The organism is Falsirhodobacter xinxiangensis, from assembly GCF_004959935.1.
Lineage (GTDB): Bacteria > Pseudomonadota > Alphaproteobacteria > Rhodobacterales > Rhodobacteraceae > Falsirhodobacter > Falsirhodobacter xinxiangensis.
Genome location: NZ_SMYN01000010.1, coordinates 61,477 through 84,811 on the forward strand (window position 1 = coordinate 61,477; position 23,335 = coordinate 84,811).

General features: G+C 66.2%; 27 protein-coding genes. 19 read left to right on the top strand and 8 right to left on the bottom strand.

Annotated elements, in window-relative coordinates:
* Positions 1-104 precede the first annotated feature (104 nt).
* Together E2K76_RS12960 and E2K76_RS12965 are read left to right on the top strand one after the other, a co-directional pair.
* Entirely contained in the window at positions 105-1,142 is a 1,038-nt protein-coding gene (locus E2K76_RS12960) for an aldo/keto reductase (RefSeq protein WP_136684737.1), read from the top strand.
* Entirely contained in the window at positions 1,139-1,615 is a 477-nt protein-coding gene (locus E2K76_RS12965) for a lipocalin family protein (protein WP_136684738.1), read from the top strand. Before E2K76_RS12960 ends, E2K76_RS12965 begins: the two co-directional genes overlap by 4 nt.
* Here the strand turns inward: E2K76_RS12965 and E2K76_RS12970 are convergent.
* Entirely contained in the window at positions 1,602-1,970 is a 369-nt protein-coding gene (locus tag E2K76_RS12970) for a DUF983 domain-containing protein (protein ID WP_136684739.1), read from the bottom strand. The genes E2K76_RS12965 and E2K76_RS12970 overlap by 14 nt on opposite strands.
* A gap of 147 nt (positions 1,971-2,117) precedes the next feature.
* Here E2K76_RS12970 and E2K76_RS12975 point away from each other — a divergent pair, with 147 nt between their 5' ends.
* Genes E2K76_RS12975 through E2K76_RS12990 form a run of 4 tightly spaced genes read left to right on the top strand, consistent with a single transcriptional unit; the run spans position 2,118 to position 3,969 of the window.
* On the top strand, positions 2,118-2,579 hold the full coding sequence (locus E2K76_RS12975) for an EF-hand domain-containing protein (protein ID WP_136684740.1): 462 nt from the start codon (positions 2,118-2,120) through the stop codon (positions 2,577-2,579).
* Positions 2,580-2,618: 39 nt separating this feature from the next.
* Positions 2,619-3,203: an RNA polymerase sigma factor gene (locus tag E2K76_RS12980; protein WP_169053303.1), complete on the top strand. Its 585-nt coding sequence runs from the start codon at positions 2,619-2,621 to the stop codon at positions 3,201-3,203.
* Positions 3,196-3,507 carry a dihydroorotate dehydrogenase gene (locus E2K76_RS12985; RefSeq protein ID WP_136684741.1) on the top strand — a complete coding sequence of 104 codons (312 nt, stop codon included), beginning with the start codon at positions 3,196-3,198 and terminating at the stop codon, positions 3,505-3,507. Before E2K76_RS12980 ends, E2K76_RS12985 begins: the two co-directional genes overlap by 8 nt.
* Before the next feature lie 54 nt (positions 3,508-3,561).
* Entirely contained in the window at positions 3,562-3,969 is a 408-nt protein-coding gene (locus tag E2K76_RS12990; RefSeq protein ID WP_169053304.1) for a periplasmic heavy metal sensor, read from the top strand.
* Here the strand turns inward: E2K76_RS12990 and E2K76_RS12995 are convergent.
* Positions 3,966-5,330: a diguanylate cyclase gene (locus E2K76_RS12995; RefSeq protein WP_136684745.1), complete on the bottom strand. Its 1,365-nt coding sequence runs from the start codon at positions 5,328-5,330 to the stop codon at positions 3,966-3,968. The genes E2K76_RS12990 and E2K76_RS12995 overlap by 4 nt on opposite strands.
* A gap of 90 nt (positions 5,331-5,420) precedes the next feature.
* On the opposite strand from E2K76_RS12995, the gene E2K76_RS13000 reads away from it, so the two are divergent.
* The 5 genes from E2K76_RS13000 (at position 5,421) to E2K76_RS13020 (ending at position 11,170) form a co-directional block, all read left to right on the top strand.
* Entirely contained in the window at positions 5,421-5,717 is a 297-nt protein-coding gene (locus E2K76_RS13000; protein ID WP_136684747.1) for a DUF3572 domain-containing protein, read from the top strand.
* Between the two features lies 1 nt (position 5,718).
* Complete coding sequence (locus E2K76_RS13005) at positions 5,719-6,405, top strand: HAD family hydrolase (protein WP_136684748.1); 687 nt, start codon at positions 5,719-5,721, stop codon at positions 6,403-6,405.
* Positions 6,406-6,620: 215 nt separating this feature from the next.
* Positions 6,621-8,582, top strand: a complete 1,962-nt coding sequence (gene acs / locus E2K76_RS13010) for an acetate--CoA ligase (RefSeq protein WP_136684847.1) — start codon at positions 6,621-6,623, stop codon at positions 8,580-8,582.
* Entirely contained in the window at positions 8,579-9,256 is a 678-nt protein-coding gene (locus E2K76_RS13015; protein WP_136684749.1) for an adenylate kinase, read from the top strand. Before acs ends, E2K76_RS13015 begins: the two co-directional genes overlap by 4 nt.
* Before the next feature lie 123 nt (positions 9,257-9,379).
* Complete coding sequence (locus tag E2K76_RS13020) at positions 9,380-11,170, top strand: MFS transporter (protein ID WP_220432234.1); 1,791 nt, start codon at positions 9,380-9,382, stop codon at positions 11,168-11,170.
* Here E2K76_RS13020 and E2K76_RS13025 read toward each other — a convergent pair whose 3' ends face one another.
* Both E2K76_RS13025 and truA read right to left on the bottom strand, forming a co-directional pair.
* A complete protein-coding gene (locus E2K76_RS13025; RefSeq protein ID WP_136684750.1) occupies positions 11,171-11,488 on the bottom strand; it encodes a hypothetical protein in 318 nt (105 codons plus the stop codon).
* A gap of 3 nt (positions 11,489-11,491) precedes the next feature.
* On the bottom strand, positions 11,492-12,268 hold the full coding sequence (gene truA / locus E2K76_RS13030; protein WP_136684752.1) for a tRNA pseudouridine(38-40) synthase TruA: 777 nt from the start codon (positions 12,266-12,268) through the stop codon (positions 11,492-11,494).
* A 79-nt stretch (positions 12,269-12,347) separates the two neighbouring features.
* Between truA and E2K76_RS13035 the strand changes: the two genes are divergently transcribed.
* Together E2K76_RS13035 and E2K76_RS13040 are read left to right on the top strand one after the other, a co-directional pair.
* On the top strand, positions 12,348-13,757 hold the full coding sequence (locus E2K76_RS13035) for a YcjX family GTP-binding protein (RefSeq protein WP_169053306.1): 1,410 nt from the start codon (positions 12,348-12,350) through the stop codon (positions 13,755-13,757).
* The gene (locus tag E2K76_RS13040; protein ID WP_136684753.1) at positions 13,754-14,740 is read left to right on the top strand and encodes a YcjF family protein; all 987 of its coding nucleotides are present in this window, start codon (positions 13,754-13,756) and stop codon (positions 14,738-14,740) included. The genes E2K76_RS13035 and E2K76_RS13040 overlap by 4 nt, the downstream gene beginning before the upstream one ends.
* A 52-nt stretch (positions 14,741-14,792) precedes the next feature.
* Here the strand turns inward: E2K76_RS13040 and E2K76_RS13045 are convergent, their stop codons facing one another.
* Positions 14,793-15,689: an MBL fold metallo-hydrolase gene (locus tag E2K76_RS13045; RefSeq protein WP_136684755.1), complete on the bottom strand. Its 897-nt coding sequence runs from the start codon at positions 15,687-15,689 to the stop codon at positions 14,793-14,795.
* A 10-nt stretch (positions 15,690-15,699) separates the two neighbouring features.
* A complete protein-coding gene (locus E2K76_RS13050; RefSeq protein WP_246032961.1) occupies positions 15,700-16,131 on the bottom strand; it encodes a metallopeptidase family protein in 432 nt (143 codons plus the stop codon).
* 50 nt (positions 16,132-16,181) lie between these two features.
* On the opposite strand from E2K76_RS13050, the gene glpD reads away from it, so the two are divergent.
* The 4 genes from glpD to purU all read left to right on the top strand — a co-directional run bounded on the left by glpD (position 16,182) and on the right by purU (position 20,507).
* Entirely contained in the window at positions 16,182-17,741 is a 1,560-nt protein-coding gene (glpD, locus tag E2K76_RS13055) for a glycerol-3-phosphate dehydrogenase (RefSeq protein ID WP_136684757.1), read from the top strand.
* Entirely contained in the window at positions 17,689-19,134 is a 1,446-nt protein-coding gene (glpK, locus tag E2K76_RS13060) for a glycerol kinase GlpK (protein ID WP_394343935.1), read from the top strand. The genes glpD and glpK overlap by 53 nt, the downstream gene beginning before the upstream one ends.
* A gap of 43 nt (positions 19,135-19,177) precedes the next feature.
* Entirely contained in the window at positions 19,178-19,528 is a 351-nt protein-coding gene (locus tag E2K76_RS13065; protein ID WP_136684760.1) for a DUF1428 domain-containing protein, read from the top strand.
* Positions 19,529-19,622: 94 nt separating this feature from the next.
* Entirely contained in the window at positions 19,623-20,507 is an 885-nt protein-coding gene (gene purU, locus E2K76_RS13070) for a formyltetrahydrofolate deformylase (protein WP_136684762.1), read from the top strand.
* A 70-nt stretch (positions 20,508-20,577) separates the two neighbouring features.
* Here purU and E2K76_RS20360 read toward each other — a convergent pair whose 3' ends face one another.
* Entirely contained in the window at positions 20,578-20,730 is a 153-nt protein-coding gene (locus E2K76_RS20360; protein ID WP_169053307.1) for a hypothetical protein, read from the bottom strand.
* Between the two features lie 92 nt (positions 20,731-20,822).
* Positions 20,823-21,920 carry a redox-regulated ATPase YchF gene (ychF, locus tag E2K76_RS13075; protein ID WP_136684764.1) on the bottom strand — a complete coding sequence of 366 codons (1,098 nt, stop codon included), beginning with the start codon at positions 21,918-21,920 and terminating at the stop codon, positions 20,823-20,825.
* Between the two features lie 118 nt (positions 21,921-22,038).
* Here ychF and E2K76_RS13080 point away from each other — a divergent pair, with 118 nt between their 5' ends.
* Both E2K76_RS13080 and trpA read left to right on the top strand, forming a co-directional pair.
* On the top strand, positions 22,039-22,443 hold the full coding sequence (locus E2K76_RS13080; protein WP_136684765.1) for a VOC family protein: 405 nt from the start codon (positions 22,039-22,041) through the stop codon (positions 22,441-22,443).
* Positions 22,444-22,506: 63 nt separating this feature from the next.
* The gene (trpA, locus tag E2K76_RS13085) at positions 22,507-23,295 is read left to right on the top strand and encodes a tryptophan synthase subunit alpha (RefSeq protein WP_136684766.1); all 789 of its coding nucleotides are present in this window, start codon (positions 22,507-22,509) and stop codon (positions 23,293-23,295) included.
* The last annotated feature ends 40 nt before the right edge of the window (positions 23,296-23,335 follow it).

A 23,335-nucleotide genomic window follows, 5' to 3' on the forward strand; every position in this document is an offset into this window, starting at 1 on the left:
CGCGCCACACCTTTCCTCTCGCCTTCACGCTGCGCGTTCCGGCTCGGGGGTTGCCAATGGCGGGCGGAAGGTTAGGCTCCGGTGCAAGAAGGAGACGCCTGAACATGAAACAGATTTCCCTCGGGCGCACCGGGCTCTCGGTGTCCGAACTCTGCCTCGGAACGATGACCTGGGGCACGCAGAACACCGAAAGCCAGGCCCATGACCAGATCGCGATGGCGCTGGAGCATGGCGTGAACTTCATCGACACGGCCGAGATGTATCCGACCAACCCCACATCCGTGGAAACGCTGGGCGGGACCGAGGCGATGCTTGGAAGCTGGCTGGCCAAGGGCGGGCGCGACAAGCTGGTCGTCGCCACCAAGATCACCGGCGAGGGAAGCGCGCTCATCCCCGGCGGCGAGGCGATCACCCCCGCCCGGATGCGCGCGGCGGTCGAGGCGTCGCTGGTGCGGCTGCGGACCGATTACATCGACATCTATCAACTGCACTGGCCGAACCGCGGATCGTATCACTTCCGCAAGATCTGGGATTTCGCACCCAAAGGCGATCGGGCGGCGGTCGAGGCGGACATGCTGGCCGTGCTGGAGGAGGGCGCCAAACTGGTGGCCGAGGGCAAGGTGCGCCATTTCGGCCTGTCGAACGAATCCGTCTGGGGCGCGGCACAATGGCTGCGTCTGGCCGAGGCGAATGGCCTGCCGCGCATGATGACGGTGCAGAACGAATATTCGCTGCTGTGCCGCCAGTTCGACAGCGACTGGGCCGAGCTTGCGGTGATGGAGGAGATGCCGCTTCTGGGCTATTCGCCGCTGGCGACGGGGCTTCTGTCGGGCAAATATGCGGGCGATGTGATCCCCGGCGGATCGCGGCGCGAGCGGACGCCGAACCTTGGCGGGCGCATCTCGCCCTATGTGTTCGAGGCGGTGGCGGGCTATCTGGGCATCGCCGCGCGGCATGGGCTGGACCCGTGCCAGATGGCGCTGGCCTTCTATCGCTCTCGTCCCTTCCCGACGGTGCCGATCATCGGGGCAACGCGGCTGGATCAGCTTTTGACCAACCTTACATCCGCTGGCGTGAACCTGTCGCCCGAGGTGCTGGCCGAGATCGACGCGGCGCATCGCTGCTGGCCGGCCCCGTATTGAAGCGGCTGGTCCTTCTTCTGGCGCTGGCCGCCTGCGGTCGTGCCGAGCCGCCGCAGCCGCAGGCGTTCCGCGACACGGCGGTGCCGATCTATTCCAACGCGACGTTCGATCCTGCGCGGCTGTCGGGCAACTGGCGGCAGGTGGGGCATTTCGGGGCCGGCTGCGCGCCCGGCGGCGTCAGCTTCGACCGGGGCGTCATGGCTGCGCGCCTGTGCCTGAACGGGCAGGAAAAACGCATCGGCGGCCCGTTCGTGACCATGGGTCCGGGCCGGTTCCTGCCGCCCGGAGAGGTGGAACCTTGGTGGATACTGTGGGTCGACGTGGGCGAGCGGAGCATGGCCATCGGCACGCCCTCTGGCAGCTTCGGGCTGCTGCTGGATCGCGAAGGGCCGATTCCGCAGGACCGGCTTGTCGCCGCGCGCGAGGTGCTGGACTGGAATGGCTATGACCTTGGGCGGTTCAGGTCCTACTGAACCCATGCATCCGGCGCGACCATTGAAGGGCGACGAAGGCACCTTTCAGCCGGGGCAGCAGGTAAAGCGACAGCGCCACCGTCCCGATCGAGAAGGCCGTGACCAGAACCCAGGGATCGGGCCGGTATTCCACGAAGACCCACAGGATCAGCGGGCCAAGGATATGCCCGACGATCAGGATGGTCAGATAGGCGGGGCCGTCATCGGCGCGGTGGTGGTGCAACTCCTCGCCACATTCGGGGCAGGCGGGGCGCACGGCAAGGTATCCCTGCATCATCCGGCCGGACCCGCAATTCGGGCACCGCATCCGCCAGCCGCGCAGCAGGGCCGGTTTCATGGGACGGTCTTCGATCATGATTTCCTCCGGGGGAACGGGGGCAATGTAAGGCAGATGACACAAAAAGTTTAGAGGACGGATTGTCCTGCGACGGAAATAGCCGCCATCCCCGTTTGTCATGTCGAGGCCGGGAAGAAACGCCCCGCCCGAAGCAGGAGACAAACGATGCAGAAAATGCTGACCGGACTGACCCTTGCCGCCATCGCCGCGGCCTCGCTTTCGACCGCCGCGCTGGCGCGTCCGGGCGCCGACGGGCCGCGCCATCACCCGATGCGGATCGACTTTGCCGAACTTGATGCCGATGGCGACGGGCGCATCACCGAAGAAGAAGCCAATGCCCGCCGCGCCGCGCAGGTCGGCACGCTGGACGCCAATGGCGACGGCCTCATCAGCGCCGAGGAACTGGCCGCAGCCGAGATCGCCCGCCTGACCGAACGCGCGAACGAACGTGCCGCGCGTCAGGTGGAGCGGATGGACGTGGATGGCGACGGGCTGCTGTCGGCCGCCGAGCTGGCCGTTCCCGCAGGGCACGAATCGCGGATGTTCGAGAAGCTGGACCGCGATGGCGACGGCGCGATCACCCAGCCGGAACTGGACGCCGCACATCGTCCGGGCCCCCGCGACTGACCGTTTGCCAGCATTCGCGAAGCCCGATAGCAGGGACGCATGACCATGCCGCTCGACACGCTTGCAGATGTGACCGACGAGGCGCTGCTGATCCTTTACGCCAATGGCGACGGGGCGGCGGCGCGGTCGCTGACGCTGCGGTTGACGCCGCGGGTGCTGGCCTATGCTGCGCGGATGCTGGGCGACCGGGCCGAAGCCGAGGATATCGCGCAGGAAGCGATGCTTCGGCTTTGGCGCATCGCCGCCGACTGGCGGCAGGGCGAGGCGAAGGTGTCCACATGGCTTTATCGTGTCGCGGCGAACCTGTGCACCGACCGGCTGCGCCGCCGCCGGGGCGTGGCGCTGGACGATGCGCCCGAGCCAGAGGATGGCGCGCCATCCGTGCTGCATGGCATGGTCGATGCCGATCGGATGAGGGCGCTGGACGCGGCGCTGGCGGCCTTGCCTGAACGCCAGCGGCAGGCGGTCGTGCTGCGCCATATCGAAGGGATGACGAACCCCGACATCGCCGAGATCATGGAGATCGGGGTGGAGGCGGTGGAAAGTCTGACCGCAAGGGGCAAGCGCGCATTGGCGGCGGCGCTGTCCGGCAAGCGCGCCGCTTTGGGATACGAGGATGTCTGAGATGAACGATCTGGACGATCTTTTCGCCCTTGCACGGGCCGAGGAACCCAGCCCCGCGCTGCTGGCCCGGATTCTGGCCGATGCCGAGGCGGTTCAGGCAAAGCCCGCGCCCCGCCGGTCGCGCTGGCGGTTCCTGAGCGTGCTGCTGGCCGGGGCCGGGGCGTTCGGGGGCATGGCGACGGCGGCGCTGGCCGGGGTATGGATCGGCATGGCCGAACCTGCGCCGCTTGCCGCCGTGACCGAAGCCTTCCTGCCCGATACGGTCGATCTGATCCCCACATACGAATTTCTGGCAGAGGAATAGATGCGCCACCTGTTTCGATCCGTTCGCGCCCTGCGCATAGCCCTTGGGGTCTCCGTGCTCTTGAACCTTGCGGTGCTGGGCATCGTGGCAGGTGTTGCGATCAACCATCCGCGCGCCGAGGACCCCTCGCGCGGGTTCGCCTTCGGGCCGTTCAACGGCGCACTGACCCCACCCGAGCGGAAGGAACTGCGCGAGGCGTTCCGTCGCGAAGCACCCGATCTGCGGCAGGCCTGGGGCAAGATGCGCGAAGAATTCGGCCAGATGCAGGGGCTGCTGCGCGCGCAGCCCTATGATCCGGCTGCATTCGCAGGGTTGCTGGAACGCCAGCGCGACCGGGGCGACCGGATGATGCGGATCGCGCAGAAGCTGATTGCGGACCACGTCGCCGCCCTGTCGCCCGAGGATCGCGCCGCCTTTGCCGACCGGCTGGCGGACCAGATGGACCGCCGCCACCGCGACTAATGCGGGCGATACCCCTGCGCGGGGCAGGTGCCGACGGTCACCTGGTTGCGACCGGCGGCCTTGGCGGCCAGCAACGCCTTGTCGGCGCGTTCGACCGTATCGGTCACAGGTTCGAACCCCCGGCGCCCGCGCGTTGCCAGCCCGATGGAGATCGTGACCTCCAACGCCTCGCCCGAGGGGAGGCGGATCGGGGTTGCCTGCACGGCGGCGCAAAGCCGGTCCGCCACGCCCCGCGCGGCGGCAAGGTGCAGATCAGGGAGGGCGATCAAAAACTCCTCGCCGCCGATGCGGGCGATCAGGTCGGACGGGCGCAGGTTCGTGGCCAGACGCCGCGCGACCTCGACCAGCACGGCATCGCCGACCGGATGGCCCCAGCGATCGTTGATCGATTTGAAATGGTCCAGATCCAGCATCAGGATCGCCATATCCGCAACATCGGTCGATGCGCGTTCGGCCATCGCCTCCAGTTGCGGCATGGCGAAACGGCGGTTGTAGAGGCCGGTCAGCGGATCGACCATCGCCATCCGCAGGCCATCCTCGACCGAGGCGCGGCGACGCTCCATCCGCTTTTTCAGCCGTGACAGCGATCCAAGGCGCAGCGCCAGTTCCGCCGGATCGAACCGCGCGGGAACCACGTCGTTCGCACCGATATCGAAGGCCATCGCCGCGCCTTCGGCGGTGAAGCGCGGCTGCACCATGCAGACCGGGATCGCCCGCGTCGCGAGGCGCGAACGCAGGTCGGACAGAAAGCGCAGCCCCGCACCGGGGCCGCCCAGATCGCCATCGACCAGATAGACGTCGGGCGGGCAGCGCGCATCCGACAGCGCCTCCTCGCGGGTCAGGGCCAGCGTGCGGTGACGGCCCGTTCCGGCCAGCGCCGCCTGCCACCGCTGCGCCAGATCGGCCCGTTCGGTCACGAGGCCGATCAGCGGCGGGCCTTCGAACGGCTCGGCCTCCTCGGCCATGCCCAAAGGCGTCACTTCCTCGGTCGAGGGGCGCATCCGCAGCAATGCGCGGATGCGGGCCAGCAGCAGCGCATCGTCCACCGGGCGGGCGAGGCAATCCTCGGCCCCCGCGCGCAGAAGGGCGACGCGCAGCGCCGGGTCCTCGGCGCCGGTGACGATGACGGGGGCGGCGCGGCTGCGCGGATCGGCACGCAGGCGGCGCAGGACGTCCAGTGCCGGCATGTCGGGCAGGTTGGTGTCCAGAAGGATCACGCCCGGACGCAGGCGCGCCGCAGCGTCCATCCCGTCGGCGCCGGTCGAGGCAAGCAAAGGCGCGTAGCAGGCAGCCGCCAGCTTCACCTTGGACACGGTCCGGTTGGTCTGGGAACCGTCTATGACAAGGATTTCGTCAACCATGGTTTACCTCGCGTTCGCCGCCTGCCACCATTGCGCCATGAATGGTTAACATTTCCTTTCCTCATCCCTTTCGACGCCGCAGGACGACCCATGAACACCCCCCCGCTTCCCCCCCGCGAGCAGGCAGAAAAGCTTGCCATCGGCGCGCTTGTCTGGCTTGCCGCACAGCCTGACCTTCTGCCAGAATTCCTAACGAACACAGGGGCTTCGGTGGACAATCTGCGCCTTGCGGCAGCGCGCCCCGAATTCCTTGGCGCGGTCCTGGATTTCATCCTGGCCGAGGATGCGCGGGTTGTCGCCTATTGCGATCAGGCGGGTGTTCCCTATGCCGAGCCGATGCGCGCACGGGCGGTTCTGCCCGGCGGCGACCTGCCGCATTGGACCTGACATGATCGAGGGTATCATCTTCGACAAGGACGGCACGCTGTTCGATTTCCGCAAAAGCTGGGGCGGCTGGTCGCGCCGTCTGTTGGAGGCGCTTTCGGACGATCCGCGCCAGCAACACGCGATGGGCCGCGCCATCGGTTACGACATCGACACGCAGGATTTCGACGCGGGCAGCCCGGTGATCGCCGGCACCCCGGACGAGATCGCGGCCCTTCTGCTGCCGTTCCTGCCGCATCAGCAGCCGGAGGCATTGATCGCGCGCATGAATACGCTGGCGGCATCGGCCCCGATGGCCGAAGCGGTGCCGCTGGACCCCCTGCTGACGCGGCTGCGCGAGCGCGGATTGCGGATCGGGCTGGCGACCAATGATGCCGAAGCACCCGCCCGCGCGCATCTGGCGGCGCATGATCTGACCGGGCATTTCGATTTCATCGCCGGGTTCGACTCCGGGTTCGGCGGCAAGCCTGCGCCGGGGCAGCTCGTGGCCTTCACCCGCGCGACGGGAATCGATCGGTCGCGCGTTGCCATGGTGGGCGACAGCCGCCACGATCTGGAGGCGGGCCGCCGCGCAGGAATGCATACCGTCGCCGTGCTGACCGGCATCGCCGGCGAGGCCGAACTTGCCCCACATGCCGATACCGTGCTGGCCGATATCGGCGCTTTGCCCGGATGGCTGGATTCGCTGTAAATCCGGCGCCGGGAAAATGCCGTGAAATCAGGGCCATTGCGTTGCGGATTTACGGATGCGCGGCGCGGACCGTCAATGAATTTACAGAAAAACCGCATGTTCAGAAAATGTTAGCGTCTCGTTGACATCCGCGTTACCATCATCCGCAGGGAGGCCGGTTCGCCGGCATGGTCGCTGCCCGCAAGGGCTGCCACCGAAATGGAGGAGAGTGGATGTTGGACCACGGTCAGGCGGTTTATGCCGCTTCTGATGATTTCATCGCGAATGCACATGTGAAACCTGCGGATTACGACCGGCTCTATGCCGAGTCGATCTCGGACCCCGAGGGGTTCTGGGGGCGCGAGGCGAAGAAGCTGGACTGGATCACCGCGCCGACCAAGGTGAAGAACACCGATTTCACGCATGGGCAGGTGTCGATCAAGTGGTTCGAGGATGGTGTCCTCAACGTCTCGGTCAACTGCATCGACCGGCATCTAGCGACGCGCGGCGACCAGACCGCGATCATCTGGGAGCCGGACGATCCCAAGGCCGAGGCGCTGCACATCACCTACAACCAGCTTTCGGAAAAGGTGAACCGTTTCGCCAACGTGCTGCTGAGCCAAGGCGTGATGCGCGGCGACCGGGTGGTGATCTATCTGCCGATGATCCCCGAGGCGGCCTATGCGATGCTGGCCTGCGCGCGCATCGGCGCGATCCATTCGGTGGTGTTCGCGGGCTTTTCGCCCGATGCGCTGGCGAACCGCATCAACGACTGTCAGGCAAAGCTGGTCATCACCGCCGATACCGCCCCGCGCGGCGGCAAGCGCACGGCGCTGAAATCCAACACCGACGCGGCCCTGCTGCGCTGTTCGGACAAGGTGCGCTGTCTGGTGGTGAAACACACCGGCGATCAGACGACGTGGATCGACGGGCGCGACGTGGACGTCAAGGCGCTGATGGATCATGCCGCACCCGATTGTCCGCCGCGTCCGATGGGGGCGGAGGACCCGCTGTTCATCCTTTACACGTCGGGGTCCACGGGGCGGCCCAAGGGGGTGGTGCATACTTCGGGCGGGTATCTGCTTTATGCCGCGATGACGCAGAAATACGTCTTCGATTACCATGACGGTGACGTTTACTGGTGCACGGCGGATGTCGGCTGGGTCACGGGGCACAGCTATATCGTCTATGGCCCGCTGGCCAACGGCGCGACGACCGTGATGTTCGAGGGTGTGCCAAGCTATCCCGACGCGGGCCGCTTCTGGGAAGTGTGCGAGAAGCACAAGGTCAACCAGTTCTACACCGCGCCCACCGCGATCCGCGCGCTGATGGCGCAGGGGCCGGAATGGGCGGACAAGTATGATCTGAAAAGCCTGAAGGTGTTGGGTTCGGTGGGCGAGCCGATCAACCCCGAGGCGTGGGACTGGTTCAACACCCATGTCGGCAAGGGCCGCTGCCCCATCGTGGACACGTTCTGGCAGACGGAAACCGGCGGGCATGTCATCACGCCGCTGCCGGGCGCGATTCCGGCGAAACCGGGGTCGGCGACCAAACCGTTCTTCGGCGTGAAGCCCGCCGTGCTGGACCCGACCAGTGGCGAGGAATTGGAAGGCACGGTCGAGGGCGTTCTGGCCATCTCGGACAGCTGGCCGGGGCAGATGCGCACGCTTTGGGAGGATCACGAGCGGTTCGAGGAAGCCTATTTCAGCCAGTACAAGGGCTACTACTTCACCGGCGACGGATGCCGCTGCGACAAGGATGGCTATTACTGGGTCACGGGGCGCGTCGATGATGTGCTGAACGTGTCCGGCCACCGCATGGGCACTGCCGAGATCGAATCCGCGCTGGTCGCCCACCCGGACGTGGCCGAGGCTGCCGTCGTGGGATACCCGCACGACATCAAGGGGCAGGGCATCTATGCCTATGTCACGCTGATGAACGGGATCGAGCCGTCCGAGGATCTGCGCAAGGATCTGGTGAAATGGGTCCGGGCTGAGATCGGTCCCATTGCGTCGCCCGATCTGATCCAATGGGCGCCCGGCCTGCCTAAGACCCGTTCGGGCAAGATCATGCGCCGCATCCTGCGCAAGATCGCCGAGGATGACTTTGGCAGCCTTGGCGACACCTCGACCCTTGCCGATCCTTCGGTGGTGGATGATCTGATCGAGAATCGCGCGAACAAGAAGGGGGCCGCATGAGCGAGGTCTGCACCACCCCCGCCGTTCTGATCCTGCTTGGCCCCCCCGGTGCGGGCAAGGGCACGCAGGCGCGGATGTTGGAGGAGACGTTGGGCCTGATCCAGCTGTCCACCGGCGATCTGCTGCGCGCCGCCGTGGCCGCTGGCACCCCGGCGGGCATGGCCGCGAAATCTGTGATGGAGGCGGGGGGCCTCGTGTCCGACGAGATCGTGCTGGAAATCCTGCGCGACCGGATGATGCAGCCCGATGTGCAAAGCGGCGTGATCCTTGACGGGTTCCCGCGCACGGATGTGCAGGCCTCGGCGCTGGATCTGCTGCTGGCTGAAACGGGGCAGGGCGTGTCCCTTGCCATCAGCCTGGAGGTGGATGACGAGGCGATGGTCGCGCGTGTCGCGGGTCGCCACACATGCGCGAAATGCGGCGAAGGCTATCACGATACGTTCAAGCGTCCGACGAACGGCGCTTGCGACAAATGCGGCGGCACTGAGTTCAAGCGCCGCAGCGATGACAACGCGGACACAGCGCGGCAGCGTCTGGCGACCTATCACGCCCAGACCGCGCCGCTGATCGCGCATTACGCAGGCGCGGGGGTTCTTCGCCGCCTGGATGCAATGCAGGACATCGCGGCGGTCAGCCGCGATCTGACCCGGATGGTGGAACCCGTCATCCGGTAAGACCCGCCACAAAAGGCCCGGGGAGGGGTCGGCGGCAACAGGGAGGCGGTTTCACATACCGCAAGGAGCAACGGGGCATCAGGCCGCGAACGATACCGGCTTGCCCATAGGGAGGGATGCCAGATGGCAAACAATGTGGTGGATGTGGGCGAGATTCGCTCGCGTCCGATGACCGGAGAGGAGAAGAAGGTGATCCTTGCCTCCTCGGCCGGGACGATCTTCGAATGGTATGACTTCTACCTTTACGGCTCGCTTGCCGCGATCATCGGGGCGCAGTTCTTCACCGCGTTCCCCGAGGCGACGCGCAACGTCTTTGCGCTTCTGGCCTTTGCGGCGGGGTTCATCGTGCGGCCTTTCGGCGCGCTGGTGTTCGGGTCGCTCGGCGATCTGGTCGGGCGGAAATACACGTTCCTGATGACGATCCTGATCATGGGCTTTTCGACCTTCCTGGTCGGTCTGCTGCCCGGCTATGCAAGCTGGGGCGTGGCCGCGCCGATCATCCTGATCGTGCTGCGGATGCTTCAGGGGCTGGCGCTGGGCGGTGAATATGGCGGCGCTGCGGTCTATGTGGCCGAACACGCGCCTGCGAACCGTCGCGGATACTACACCGCGTTCATCCAGACGACGGCGACGCTGGGGCTGCTGCTGTCGCTGATCGTGATCCTGTGCGTGCAGGGCTATGTCAACGGCAACTATCCCATGGTGGGCGTGGTCGATCTGCAGGGCAATCCGGTGCTTGGGGCCGATGGCCAGCAGACGATGATCACCGCGTTCAACTCTTGGGGCTGGCGGATTCCGTTCCTTGGGTCGATCTTCCTGCTGCTGATCTCGCTCTATATCCGGTTGCAGATGGAAGAATCCCCGGCCTTCAAGAAGATGAAGGAAGAGGGCCGCACCTCCAAGGCACCGATGCGCGAGGCGTTCGGCAACTGGAAGAACGGCAAGATCGCCCTGATCGCGCTGTTCGGCCTGACGGCGGGGCAGGCCGTGGTCTGGTATTCGGGCCAGTTCTATGCGCTGTTCTTCGTGCAGAACGTGGTCAAAGTCGACAGCTTCAGCGCCAACGTGTTCGTGGCATGGTCGCTGATCCTCGGCACGGCGGGCTTTTTGTTCTTCGGATCGCTTTCGGACCGGATCGGGCGCAAGCCGATCATCCTTGCGGGCTGTCTGCTGGCCGCCGTCACCTATTTCCCGGTGTTCGAGCATCTGACCCGCACCGCCAACCCTGCACTTTACGCGGCGCAGCAAGTGCCGGTGACCGTCACGCACGGGGCCGAGGACTGCTCGTTCCAGTTCAACCCGACGGGGACGGCCAAGTTCACCTCCAGCTGCGACATCGCCAAGGCGGCGCTGGCCAAGGCCTCGGTGAATTACGATTCCGTCGATGGCAGCGGTGTGACGACCGTGACCATCGGGGAGACGGTGATCCCGTCCTATGACGGCGCGGCCCTGACCGGCGATGCGCTGGCGGCAGAGAAGGCGCGCTTCGACGGCGCGGTGACGGCGGCGCTGACCGAAGCCGGCTATCCGCTGACCGCGGCGGACAACCAGACGGTGGCGAAGGCGAACCACTTCTTCGACATCTTCACCGGCCAGAAGCTGATGATCGTCATCACGCTGACCTATCTGATCCTGTTGGTGACGATGGTCTATGGCCCGATTGCCGCGGCGCTGGTGGAGCTGTTCCCGACGCGCATCCGCTATAGCGGCCTGAGCTTGCCCTATCACATCGGGAACGGCTGGTTCGGGGGGCTGCTGCCTGCGACGGCCTTCGCCATCTCGGCGCAGACCGGCAACATCTATGCCGGCCTGTGGTATGCGATCGTCGTGGCGCTGATGACGGTGGTGATCGGGACGATCTTCGTGCCGAACGGCACCCACAAGAAGGACATCTTCGCCGACGACAAGGTCTGATTATTCGACCGTTACTGCGGTGTAGTGCACCAGATCGAAGCTGATGTTCACTGCAAGGGCCGAGGGGGCCGCCACATGCGGGCGGATCACCTCGGCCAATTTCTTGCCAAGCTCTGCCGCATAGGCCGCGTCGCGGTGCGGTTTGGGCAGCAGCGACAGGCGCAGGAAGACGTGGCTGTGATGCCCGTCGACCGGATGCAGGCGGCCCTTGCACACGCCCGCCGCGGTGTCGAAAGCGGCGATGGCCCCCTCGATCTCGGCCAGCACGGAAGCGGGGAGGGTTCTGTCCTTGGTAAAGTAGAGGTCGGCCTGCGGCATGGTTCACTCCTTTGCAAATGGATCGGTGGGGTATCCTACCCCCGTCAGGTAAAGCCCCTGCGGCGGGCAGACGGGGCCACAGGCGGCGCGGTCCGCCGCGTCCAGCACGTCCTTCACGCGGTCCGGGTGCCATGCGCCCGCGCCGACCCGTTCCAGCGTGCCGACGATCGACCGGACCTGATTGTGCAGGAAACTGCGGGCGCGCAGGCGAAAGCGGTATTCGGTGCCGGCGGGCAGGGCGACGTCCTCGATCGTGATCTCGTCGATGGTCTTTACCGGCGATTTCGCCTGGCACATCGTGCTGCGGAAGGTGGTGAAATCGTGCAGCCCGATCAGATGCGCCGCCCCTTGCCGCATCGCTTCGGCGTTCAGCGGGTGGCCGACCTGCCAGGCCAGCCCCCGGTCATGGGTCAGCGGCGCGCGGCGGGCGATCAGGCGGAACAGATACCGCCGCTCGACGGCCGAGAACCGCGCGTGAAAATCGTCCGGCACGAGGGCGCAGAGGGTGATCGCAACAGGCAGCGGTTTCAGGTGCTGGTTCAGCGCGCCCATCAGGCGGAACGGGTCCCAATCCTTCGACAGATCGCAATGCGCGACCTGTCCGGTGCCATGGACGCCCGCATCCGTGCGACCCGCGGCGGCGATGGTGTGCGGCCCCGGCTCCAGCCGTGCCAGCGCATCCTCGATGGCGCCCTGAACCGAGGGCTGGCCCTGCGCCTGCCGCTGCCAGCCGTTGAACGGGCCGCCGTCGTAATCCACCATCATCGCATATCTGGGCATGGCGCCTGCTACCATGCCGCGCCGGGGCTACACAAGCGGTGCGCCGCCGCCTACATTCCGAACGTCAAAGGAGAATAGCGTGGTCCTGAACACCCTTGCCGACACATTGGGCCGCAGCGTCAGCGGCACGGCCGCCAGCCTTGGCGGGCTGTTTGCCGATACCACGATCCGGCTGGGGGTCACAGGGTTGTCGCGGGCGGGCAAGACGGTGTTCATCACCGGGCTGGTCGCCAACCTGCTGGACCGGGGGCGGATGCCGCAGCTGAAGGCGAATGCGCGGATCGAGTCGGTCTGGCTGCAGCCCCAGCCCGACATGACCCTGCCACGCTTCGATTACGAGAACCATCTTGCCGCGCTGACGGGCGACGATCCGCGCTGGCCGGACTCGACCCGGTCGGTGTCCGAACTGCGCCTGTCGTTCAAGGTGCGTCCCTCGGGGCTGCTGGCGGGGCTGCAAGGGATGCAGACGGTGCATCTGGACATCATCGACTATCCGGGCGAATGGCTGCTGGACCTGTCGCTGCTGGAGAAGTCGTTCGAGGAGTGGTCCGATGCCACCTTCGCCCGCATTGCGAAACGGGCGCAGGCGCGGGCGTTTCTGGCGCAGGCGCGGGCCGAGGATGGATCGCTGCCGCTGGAGGAAGTGCGCGCGCAGGCGCTGGCGGCCAGCTTCACCGATTACCTGAACGCGGCGCGAAAGGACGGATATTCCGACTGCACGCCGGGGCGGTTCCTGCTTCCGGGCGATCTGGCCGGATCGCCGGTGCTGACCTTCGCGCCTTTGCCCAAACCCGCCGATCCCAAACGCGGCAGCCTGTGGCGCGAGATGGAGCGGCGATACGAGGGATACAAGGACAAGGTCGTCCGCCGCTTTTTCCGCAACCATTTCGCGCGGATCGACCGGCAGGTGGTGCTGGTCGACGGGCTGGGCGCGATCCATGCCGGCCCGCAGGCGCTGGAGGATCTGCGCCGCACGATGGCCGAGATCCTGCATGCGTTCCGCCCCGGTGCGAACAGCTTCCTGTCGCAGATCCTGCTGGGCAAGCGGGTGGAGCGCATCTTGTTCGCCGCGACCAAGGCCGACCATATCCATCATACACAGCATCCTGCGCTGACCTCGATCATGGAGGCGCTTCTGCGCGAGGCGCGGGATCGGGCATCGTTCGCAGGTGCGCAGACGGCGGCCATGTCTTTGGCATCCCTGCGTGCGACGGTCGAGGAAACGGTGACGCGCCACGGCCAGACGGTCGAGGCGGTGCGCGGGCGGCTGCTGGGTTCGGACCGGCAGGCGGCGATGTATCCGGGTGAATTGCCGACCGACCCCGCACGGCTGTTGTCCCCCGCGCGCGAGGGGGCGGAGCGCTGGCTGGATGCCGAATTTTCGCTGATGGGGTTTGCCCCCGCCCGCGTGAACCTGCGGCCCGGCGAGGGGCCGCCCCATATCCGCCTTGATCGCGCGGCAGAGTTCCTGATCGGAGACCGGCTATGAAAAAACCCCTGATCGTCGATTGGGAGGATGCGGCCGATCCGTCGATCGCACCGCCGGTGCCGGATACGGTCGCCTTGCAGACGGTGATGCGGGTGGGGGCGAAGCGGCCCTCGCGTCTGTGGAAGTTCGCGCTTTGGGCCTTCGGGGCGGCGTTCAGCTTCGTTCTGTCGGTCGCAGCCTATGATTTCGTGGCGACGCTGCTGTCGCGCAATACCGTGCTGGGGGCGGTGGCCTTCGCGTTGCTGGGGCTGGCGGCGCTGGCGGCGTTCATGCTGGCGGGGCGCGAGGCACTTGCCTATCTGCGGCTGGGGCGGCTGGACCGCCTGCGCGTGCGGGCCGAGGAGGCGCGGGTGACGGCGGATGTCAAGGCCGCGCGGTCGGTGGTGCAGGGGATCGAGGCGCTTTATGCCCACCGACCCGAGATGAAGGGCAGCGTTGCGGCGCTGCGCGAGCGGCAGGCGGATGTGTTCGACGCCGACGCGTTGCTGGCGATGACCGAACTGGAACTGCTGGCCCCGCTGGATCAGGCGGCGCGGCGCGAGATCGAAGCGGCGGCGCGGCAGGTGGCGACGGTGACGGCGCTGGTGCCGGTGGCGCTGGCCGATGTGGCGACGGCGCTTTATGCGAACCTGCGGATGGTGAGGCGGATTGCCGAGATCTATGGCGGGCGGGCCGGGAACGTCGGGTCATTGAAGCTGATGCAGCGGGTGTTCGGCTATCTGGTGGCGACGGGCGCGCTGGCGGTGGGGGATGACCTGATCGGGTCGGTCGCGGGTGGGGGGCTCTTGTCCCGCGTGTCGCGCCGGTTCGGCGAGGGGGTCATCAACGGCGCGCTGACGGCGCGGATCGGGGTGGCGGCGATGGAATTGTCGCGCCCCATGGCCTTCCATTCCGCGCCGAAGCCGAAGATCCCGAACCTTTTGTCGCGATCCTTGACCGGGCTGTGGGAGAAGGCGGAAGCGGAGGCTCCCGCCACTCGTTGACGCGCTTCGCGCATCGCCTCGACGTTGGGCCGGGCCGGAGCTTCGCTCCGGCTTAGAGGTCGAATTGATAGGTCGCGGGCATGTAGCGGAAATTGTCGCCGTCGCGCGCGACATAGCCCACGGCGGGGAAGGGCATGTGATAGCCGATGAAGGGCAGGCGTTCATCCGCGATCATGCCGAAGATGCGCCTGCGCGTTGCGGCGGCGGCGGCCTTGTCCATGTCAAAGCGCACCTCCCAATCCGGACGGCCCAGCGAGAAGGCGTAGTGGTTCGCGGTGTCGGCGGTCAGGATCAGGCGCCGGCCTTCGGATTGCAGGTCGAACGCCATGTGCCCGGGGGAATGGCCGAACGCCTCGATCGCGGTGATGCCGGGGGCGACCTCCTGATCGCCATCCAGCAGGGTGAAGGCATCGGCGAAGGGGCGGACCTTGGCGTCGAAGGTCTCGTTCCCGGCGCCCAGCCAATATTCCATCTCCACCCGCCCGGTCACGAGGTTGGCGTTGGCAAAGGTCAGCGTGCCGCCTTCCGACAGCCCGCCGATATGGTCTCCGTGCATGTGGGTGATGACGACGGTGGTGATGCTGGCGGGGTCGATGGCGGCAGCCTCCAGCGCGGCCAGAAGGCCGGCAGGGTTCGCGCCGGTGTCGAACAGGATCACCTCGGACCCGGCCTCGACCAGGACGGGGGTGTAGTAGGACATCGCACGATCGGCAGGCAGGAAGTTTTCGGCGGCGAAGGCTGCGAATTCTTCGGGCGGGGCATTCAGCGCGAAGGTGCCCACCGGCTCGGACGCCTGCGATCCGGCCAGCAGCGCAGTCACGCGAAAGCTGCCCAGCGTCAGGCTGCGGGACAGTGCGGGCGGCGGGGCGGTCTGCGCGCGGGCGGCCATGGGGGTCAGGGTTGCAAGCGGCATCGCGGCTCCGGTCAGGATGGCCTGGCGTCGGTTCATGTCGTTCCTCCTATTCCCACCACGGGTCGATGGCGGCGATGTCATCGTCGCTCCATCCGAAATGATGCGCGAATTCGTGAACGGTGACATGGGTGACCAGTTCCCGCAGGGTCACGTTTCCGCGATCCACCCATTCGTCAAGGATCGCGCGCCGGAACAACCACACCGTATCCGGCCCCATCGGCTGGTCCATCACCGATTTTTCCGTCAGCGGGATGCCGTCGTAAAGGCCGGTCAGCTCGAACGGGTCCTCGATGCCGAGGCCCGCCAGCATGTCCTGCGGCGCGAAGTCTTCGACGCGCAGGACGACCTTCGCCGCCTGTGCCTGCCACGGGGCGGGCAGGGCGGCGACGGTTTCGTGGGCAAGCGTTTCGATGGTGGAAAGGTCGGGGGCTGTCTGATCCATGCCGCCAGAGATAGCGGCGCGGCGGGCGCTTGTCATCAAAGGGTCACGACCCTAGGCTTATCGGGGGCGAAAAACGAAAGTTTCCCATGGACGTGGCAGATATCTTCATCATCGGTGGCGGGATCAACGGCACCGGAATCGCGCGCGACGCGGCGGGGCGGGGGCTGAAGGTGGTCCTTGCCGAACAGGGCGATCTGGCGCAGGCCACCTCGTCATCCTCGACCAAGCTGTTCCATGGCGGGCTGCGGTATCTGGAGTATTTCGAGTTCCATCTGGTGCGCGAGGCCCTGCGCGAGCGCGAGACGCTGCTGGTCGCGATGCCGCATATCAGCTGGCCGATGCGCTTCGTGCTGCCTTACAGCGAGGGGATGCGGTTCGAGGGGACGACCCCGACCTCGCGCCTGATGCCCTGGACCAAGGGTCGGCGTCCGGCATGGCTGATCCGGCTGGGCCTGTGGCTGTATGACAATCTGGGCGGGCGAGAGATCCTGCCGGGAACGCGGCGGGTGGATCTGCGGACCGATCCGCTGGGCGCGCCGCTGAAGGACGAATTCAAGCTGGCCTTCGAATATTCCGACGCATGGGTGGACGATGCGCGGCTGGTGGTGCTGAACGCCCGCGATGCGGCGGCGCGGGGGGCGCGGGTGCTGACCCGCACGCCTGTGACCGCAGCGCGCCGCGAGGGCGGCGTCTGGCGGGTGGAGACCGAGGGCGGTGTCTTTCACGCCCGCGCCTTGGTCAATGCGGGCGGGCCTTGGGTGGACAAGGTGATCGCGGATACGGGCGTGGCCACTACCGAACGCATCCGTCTGGTGCGCGGCAGCCATATCGTCGTGCCGAAGCTGCACGATCACGACCGCGCCTATTTCTTCCAGGGCGAGGATGGGCGCATCATCTTCGCGATTCCATACGAGCAGGACTTCACCCTGATCGGCACCACGGATCAGGAACATCGCGGCGATCCTTCGGCAGCGGTCTGCACACCCGAGGAGCAGGAGTATCTGTGCGCCTTCGCCTCGCGCTATTTCAAGGTGCCGGTGACGCGGGATCAGGTGGTCTGGACCTATTCCGGTGTGCGCCCGCTTTATGATGACGGTGCGAAATCGGCCACGGCGGCGACGCGCGAATATGTGCTGTCGTTGAACGAGGATGGCCCGCCGCTGCTGAATGTGTTCGGCGGCAAGATCACGACCTATCGGCGGTTGGCGGAAAACGCGATGGCGAAGCTCTCGCCGTTCTTTCCCCATGCGACGGGCGACTGGACGGCCAAGGTGGCGCTGCCCGGCGGCGATTTCCCGGTGACCGAGGTGGCGGAGCTGCGCGAGGTGATCCGTCGCCGCTATCCTTTCCTTTCGGGGGCGTGGGCGGCGCGGCTGACGCGCACCTATGGCACCGAGGTTTGGCAGGTCCTGGGCGACGTGGCCGAGGCGGCCGAACTGGGCCGCGATTTCGGCGCGACGCTGACCGAAGCGGAGGTGCGCTGGCTGATGGCCCGCGAATATGCCCGCACCGCCGAGGATGTGATCTGGCGGCGCACCAAGCTTGGGCTACGGTTGACAGCGGCGCAGGTGGAGGCGCTGAGGGAGTATATGGATGATATTGGCAATCGATCAGGGCACGACATCGACGCGGTCCATCGTCTTTGACGAAAGGCTCCGGCCCATTGCCACGGCGCAGGCCGAATTCCCCCAGGCATTCCCGCGCCCCGGCTGGGTCGAACACGACCCCGCCGACATCTGGCGCACCGTGCAGGAGACGGCCCGCAAGGCGGCGGAAGGGCACCGTATCGGCGCCATCGGCATCACCAACCAGCGCGAGACGGTGCTGCTGTGGGACCGCGCGACGGGCGAGCCGCTGCACAACGCCATCGTCTGGCAGGACCGCCGCACGACCGACATCTGCGACGGGCTGCTGGAGCACGAGGCGCTGATCACCGAACGGACCGGGCTGCTGGTCGATCCGTATTTCTCGGGGACCAAGCTGAAATGGCTTCTGGATACCGTGCCGGATGCGCGGGCGCGTGCGGCGCGGGGCGAATTGGCCTTTGGCACGGTGGATTGTTTTCTGATCTGGAAGCTGACGGGCGGCAATCACGTCACCGATGCGACCAATGCGGCGCGGACGATGCTGTATGACATCGGGCGCGGGGAATGGGATGCCGAGATCTGCGCGTTGCTTGACATCCCGATGGGCCTGCTGCCCGAGGTGCTGGACTGCGCGGCAGAGTTCGGGGTGACGGACCTGCTGGGATATGACGTCCCGATCCTTGGCGTGGCCGGGGACCAGCAGGCGGCGACGCTGGGGCAGGCGTGTTTCGAGCCGGGGATGATGAAATCCACCTATGGCACCGGATGCTTCGCGCTGCTGAACACCGGGACCGAACGGGTGGCCAGCAAGCACCGGCTGCTGTCCACCATCGCCTGCCGTCTGGACGGGCGCGTGACCTATGCGCTGGAAGGATCGATCTTCGTCGCAGGTGCCGTAGTGCAGTGGCTGCGCGACGGGCTGGGCGTCATCGCGGATTCGGCGGAAACGCAGGCGCTGGCGGAACGAGCGGACCCGGCGCAGGATCTGGTGCTGGTCCCGGCCTTCACGGGCCTTGGTGCGCCGTGGTGGAAGCCCGATGCGCGGGGTGCGGTGTTCGGGCTGACGCGAAACTCCGGCCCTGCGGAACTGGCGCGGGCGGCGCTGGAAAGCACCGGGTTTCAGACACGCGATCTGCTGGCGGCGATGCGGGCGGACTGGTCGGGAGAGCCGGACGTGCTGCGCGTCGATGGCGGGATGGCGCGGTCGGATTGGGCGATGCAGTTCCTTGCCGATGTGATCGGCGCGCCGGTGGATCGTCCGGTGGTGACGGAAACCACGGCGCTGGGCGCGGCTTGGCTGGCCGGGATGCGCGCGGGGATCGGGCCGGATGCGGCGGCCTATGCCAAGGGCTGGGCGCTGGACCGGCGGTTCGAGCCGCAGATGGAGGCGGGGCTGCGCGACGCACGCCACGCCCGCTGGTCGCGTGCGGTGCGTGCGGTGATCGACGTCTGAGGCACCCGCGCTACCTTTCGCGGCAGCAGAGGAGGTCTGTGCGATGTATGTCGATGGTTTCGTGATCCCCGTCCCGACCGACCGGATCGAGGATTACCGCGAGATGGCCGAACTGGGCGCGACGGTTTGGATGGAACACGGCGCGATCAGCTATGTCGAGGCCTGTGCCGATGACGTCCCGCAGGGAGAGGTCACGTCCTTTCCCATGGCGGTGAAGCTGGAGCAGGGCGAGGTGGTGTTCTTTTCCTGGATCACCTATCGCGACCGGGCGCATCGGGACGAGGTGAACCGCAAGGTCATGGAAGACCCGCGCATGAATTGCGAACCCGACACTGCACCTTTCGAGGCGAAACGCATGATCTATGGCGGGTTCACGGCGATGGTCCAACGCTGAATGTCGGAAAGCGCGGCATGGATGTCGCGCGATGTGATTGCACCGGACGGCTCCCGGCGGCATGGTCCGCATCGGAGTTGACCAAGGATAGCCGATGACCCGCCATGTCTTGACCGTTCAGTGCCCGTCCCGCCGCGGGATCGTCGCCGCCATCTCGGGCTTTCTGGCCGAGCAGGGGTGCAACATCACGGATTCGGCGCAGTTCGATGACGAGCTGACGGGGATGTTCTTCTGCCGTGTCAGCTTCGTGCCCGAAACGGGCGCGGCGCTTCCGGCGCTGCGTGACGGTTTTGCGCCCGTCGCTTCGGATTTCGACATGGAATGGGCGATCCATGACGGCGCGCACCGGATGAAGGTGCTGCTGATGGTGTCGAACTTCGGCCATTGTCTGAACGACCTTTTGTATCGCTGGCGGATCGGGGCGCTGCCGATCGACATTGTGGGTGTGGTGTCGAATCACATGACCTATCAGAAGGTGGTGGTGAACCACGATCTGCCGTTCCACCACATCAAGGTGACGAAGGAAAACAAGCCCGATGCCGAAAAGCGCCTTCTGGCGCTGGTCGAGGATTCGGGGGCGGAACTGGTGGTGCTTGCCCGTTACATGCAGGTTCTGTCGGATGCGTTCTGCGAGAAGATGTCGGGACGGATCATCAACATCCACCATTCCTTCCTGCCGTCGTTCAAGGGGGCAAATCCCTACAAGCAGGCGTTCGAGCGGGGGGTGAAGCTGATCGGGGCGACGTCGCATTACGTCACCGCCGATCTGGACGAAGGCCCGATCATCGAGCAGGACATCGTGCGGATCACCCATGCCCAGTCGGCCGAGGATTACGTCTCGCTTGGCCGGGATGTCGAGGCGGCGGTGCTGAGCCGCGCGATCCACGCGCATATCCACCATCGGGTGTTCATGTCGGGGAACAAGACCGTGGTGTTTCCGGCATCGCCCGGCAGCTATGCCTCGGAACGGATGGGGTAGGGGGCGCGGCCCTCAAGCCCCCATCCGGGGGCCATCGGCCCGCGCCGCTGCCGCGGTCTTGTGGCAGCGGTCATTCATCCTTGGGATCGGCGTTCTCTGGCTCATCGTCCGGCGCGGGAGGCTTGGGCTTCCATGCGCCGCGACGGACGGATGCTTTCGGGCTGGCCTTCTGGGCCAGAAAAGCAGTGAGATCAAAGGGCGGTTTCGAGCTGAACATTCCCATGGGAAGCCTCCTTGCGCCGCCAGAGGAATTCCCACGGTCCTGTCATATATAGTGCAGCTGCCGGGATTTTACATCGGAGTTGCGGATTAAGTTCAGCCGTTGAACAGGAAGTGGAGCACGTCGCCGTCCTTCACCTCGTATGTCTTGCCCTCGACGCGGAACTTTCCGGCCTCCTTCGCGCCCGCCTCGCCCTTGCCGGCGATATAGTCGGGATAGGCGATGGTTTCGGCCCGGATGAAGCCCTTCTCGAAATCGCCGTGGATCACGCCTGCGGCCTGCGGGGCCAGCATCCCCTTGTAGATCGTCCACGCCCGCGCCTCTTTGGGGCCGACGGTGAAATAGGTCTGAAGACCCAACAGCGCATAGCCCGCGCGGATCAGCCGGTCGAGGCCCGCTTCCTCCAGCCCCATCTCGGACAGGAACATCCCGGCTTCCTCGGCGTCGAGCTGGCTGATCTCCTCCTCGATCCGGGCAGAGATGACGACGCTGCCGGCACCCTGCTTGGCCGCCATTTCCGCCACGCGGGCGGATTCGCCGTTGCCGTCGGCGGCCGAGGATTCCTCGACGTTGCAGACGTAAAGCACCGGCTTCGCGGTCAGCAGTTGCAACATGCGCCACTGTTTCAGGTCATCCTCGGCCACCTGCACGGTGCGGGCGGGCTTGCCGTCTTCCAGCGCGGCAAGGGCAGCGCGCAGCAGACGGTCCTGATCCAGCGCCTCCTTGTCGCCGCCCTTCAGCTTGCGGGCAAGGTTGGCCAGACGCCGTTCGACGGATTCGAGGTCGGCCAGCATCAGCTCGGTCTCGATCGTCTCGGCATCGGCGACGGGGTCGATCCGGCCTTCGACATGGGTGATGTCGCCATCCTCGAAGCAACGCAGCACATGGGCGATGGCGTCGCATTCGCGGATGTTGGCAAGGAACTGGTTGCCCAGACCTTCGCCCTTGGACGCGCCGCGCACGAGGCCCGCGATGTCCACGAAGGTCATGCGCGCCGGGACGATCTGTTTCGATCCCGCGATCGCGGCCAGCTTGTCCAGCCGCGCGTCGGGCACCGAGACTTCGCCCACGTTCGGCTCGATCGTGCAGAAGGGGAAGTTCGCGGCCTGCGCTGCCGCCGTCCGGGTCAGCGCGTTGAACAGGGTCGATTTGCCCACGTTCGGCAAGCCGACGATACCCATGCGAAAGCCCATGCCAGTCCCCTTTTGCTGCACGCGCGTTCATCTAGGCGGGAAAGCCCTTGCGCGCAAGGCACGCTTGATTTTCCGCGACGCTGTGGCACCCTTCCTGCAGGAGAAGGAGGACGCGGAAATGAGCTTCGATCCCTACCTGATGTTCAAAAGCAACTGCCGCGAGGCGATGGGTTTCTACAAGGAGGTGTTCGGCGGCGATCTTTACGTGATGACCTATGCCGAAGCGCCCGAAAGCCCGGACATGCCCAAATCGGACAGCGATCTGGTGATGCATGCCTGTCTGACGGTGGATGGGCGGATGCTGATGGCCTCGGACTTCCCGCCGGGGATGGAGGGAGAGTCGCAGCAGGGCGTATCCGTCAGCCACGGCTGCAAGACGCGCGCCGAGGCGCAGGCGATTTTCGACAAGCTGGCGGGCGAGGTGATCATGCCCTTTGGCGATGTGTTCTGGTGCGACGGTTTCGGCATGACCAAGGACCGTTTCGGCACACATTGGCTGGTGGGCGGCCCGTCGAAGATGTGACCCGTCGGCATTGCTTTTCCGGCCCGTATCCGCCAAGGAGAAGCATTGCTGCACGAGGACGCCATGACCCGCATCGACGCCAAGTTCGCCGCCCTGAAAACCGAAGGGAAGAAGGCGTTCGTCGCCTATGTCATGGCGGGCGATCCCGATGTGGACACGACGCTGGCGGTGATGCGCGGGATGCCCGCCGCCGGCGTTGACGTGATCGAGTTGGGGATGCCCTTCACCGATCCGATGGCCGATGGCGGCACGATCCAGTTGGCCGGGCAACGCGCGCTGGAGGGCGGGCAGACGTTGCAGAAGACGCTGGATCTGGTCGCCGCATTCCGCAAGGACGATCAGGTGACGCCGATCGTGCTGATGGGCTATTACAACCCGATCTATTCGCGCGGCGTGGACCGCTTCCTGACCGATGCGAAGGCGGTGGGGATCGACGGGCTGATCGTCGTGGACCTCCCCCCCGAGGAGGATGTGGAGCTTTGCATCCCGGCTCAGGCGGCCGGGCTGAACTTCATCCGTCTGGCCACGCCGACCACCGATGCGAACCGGCTGCCGCGCGTTCTGCAGAACACCTCGGGCTTCGTCTATTACGTGTCGATCACCGGGATCACCGGGGCGGCAGCGCCCAAGGCCGCCGATGTCGCGCCCGAAGTCGCGCGCATCAAGGCGGCGACCGACCTGCCGGTGATCGTCGGCTTCGGCATCACCACGCCCGAGGCTGCGCGCGACATTGCCGCGATTGCCGATGGCAGTGTGGTCGGCACCGCGATCGTCAAGGCGATCAACGAAAAGCCGGTGTCCGAGGTGCTGGAGATGGTCGCCGCCCTCGCCGCCGGTGCCCATAGCGCGTAAGCCGGGGCGCATCCCCCAGGGAAGCCGCAGGCATCGACGG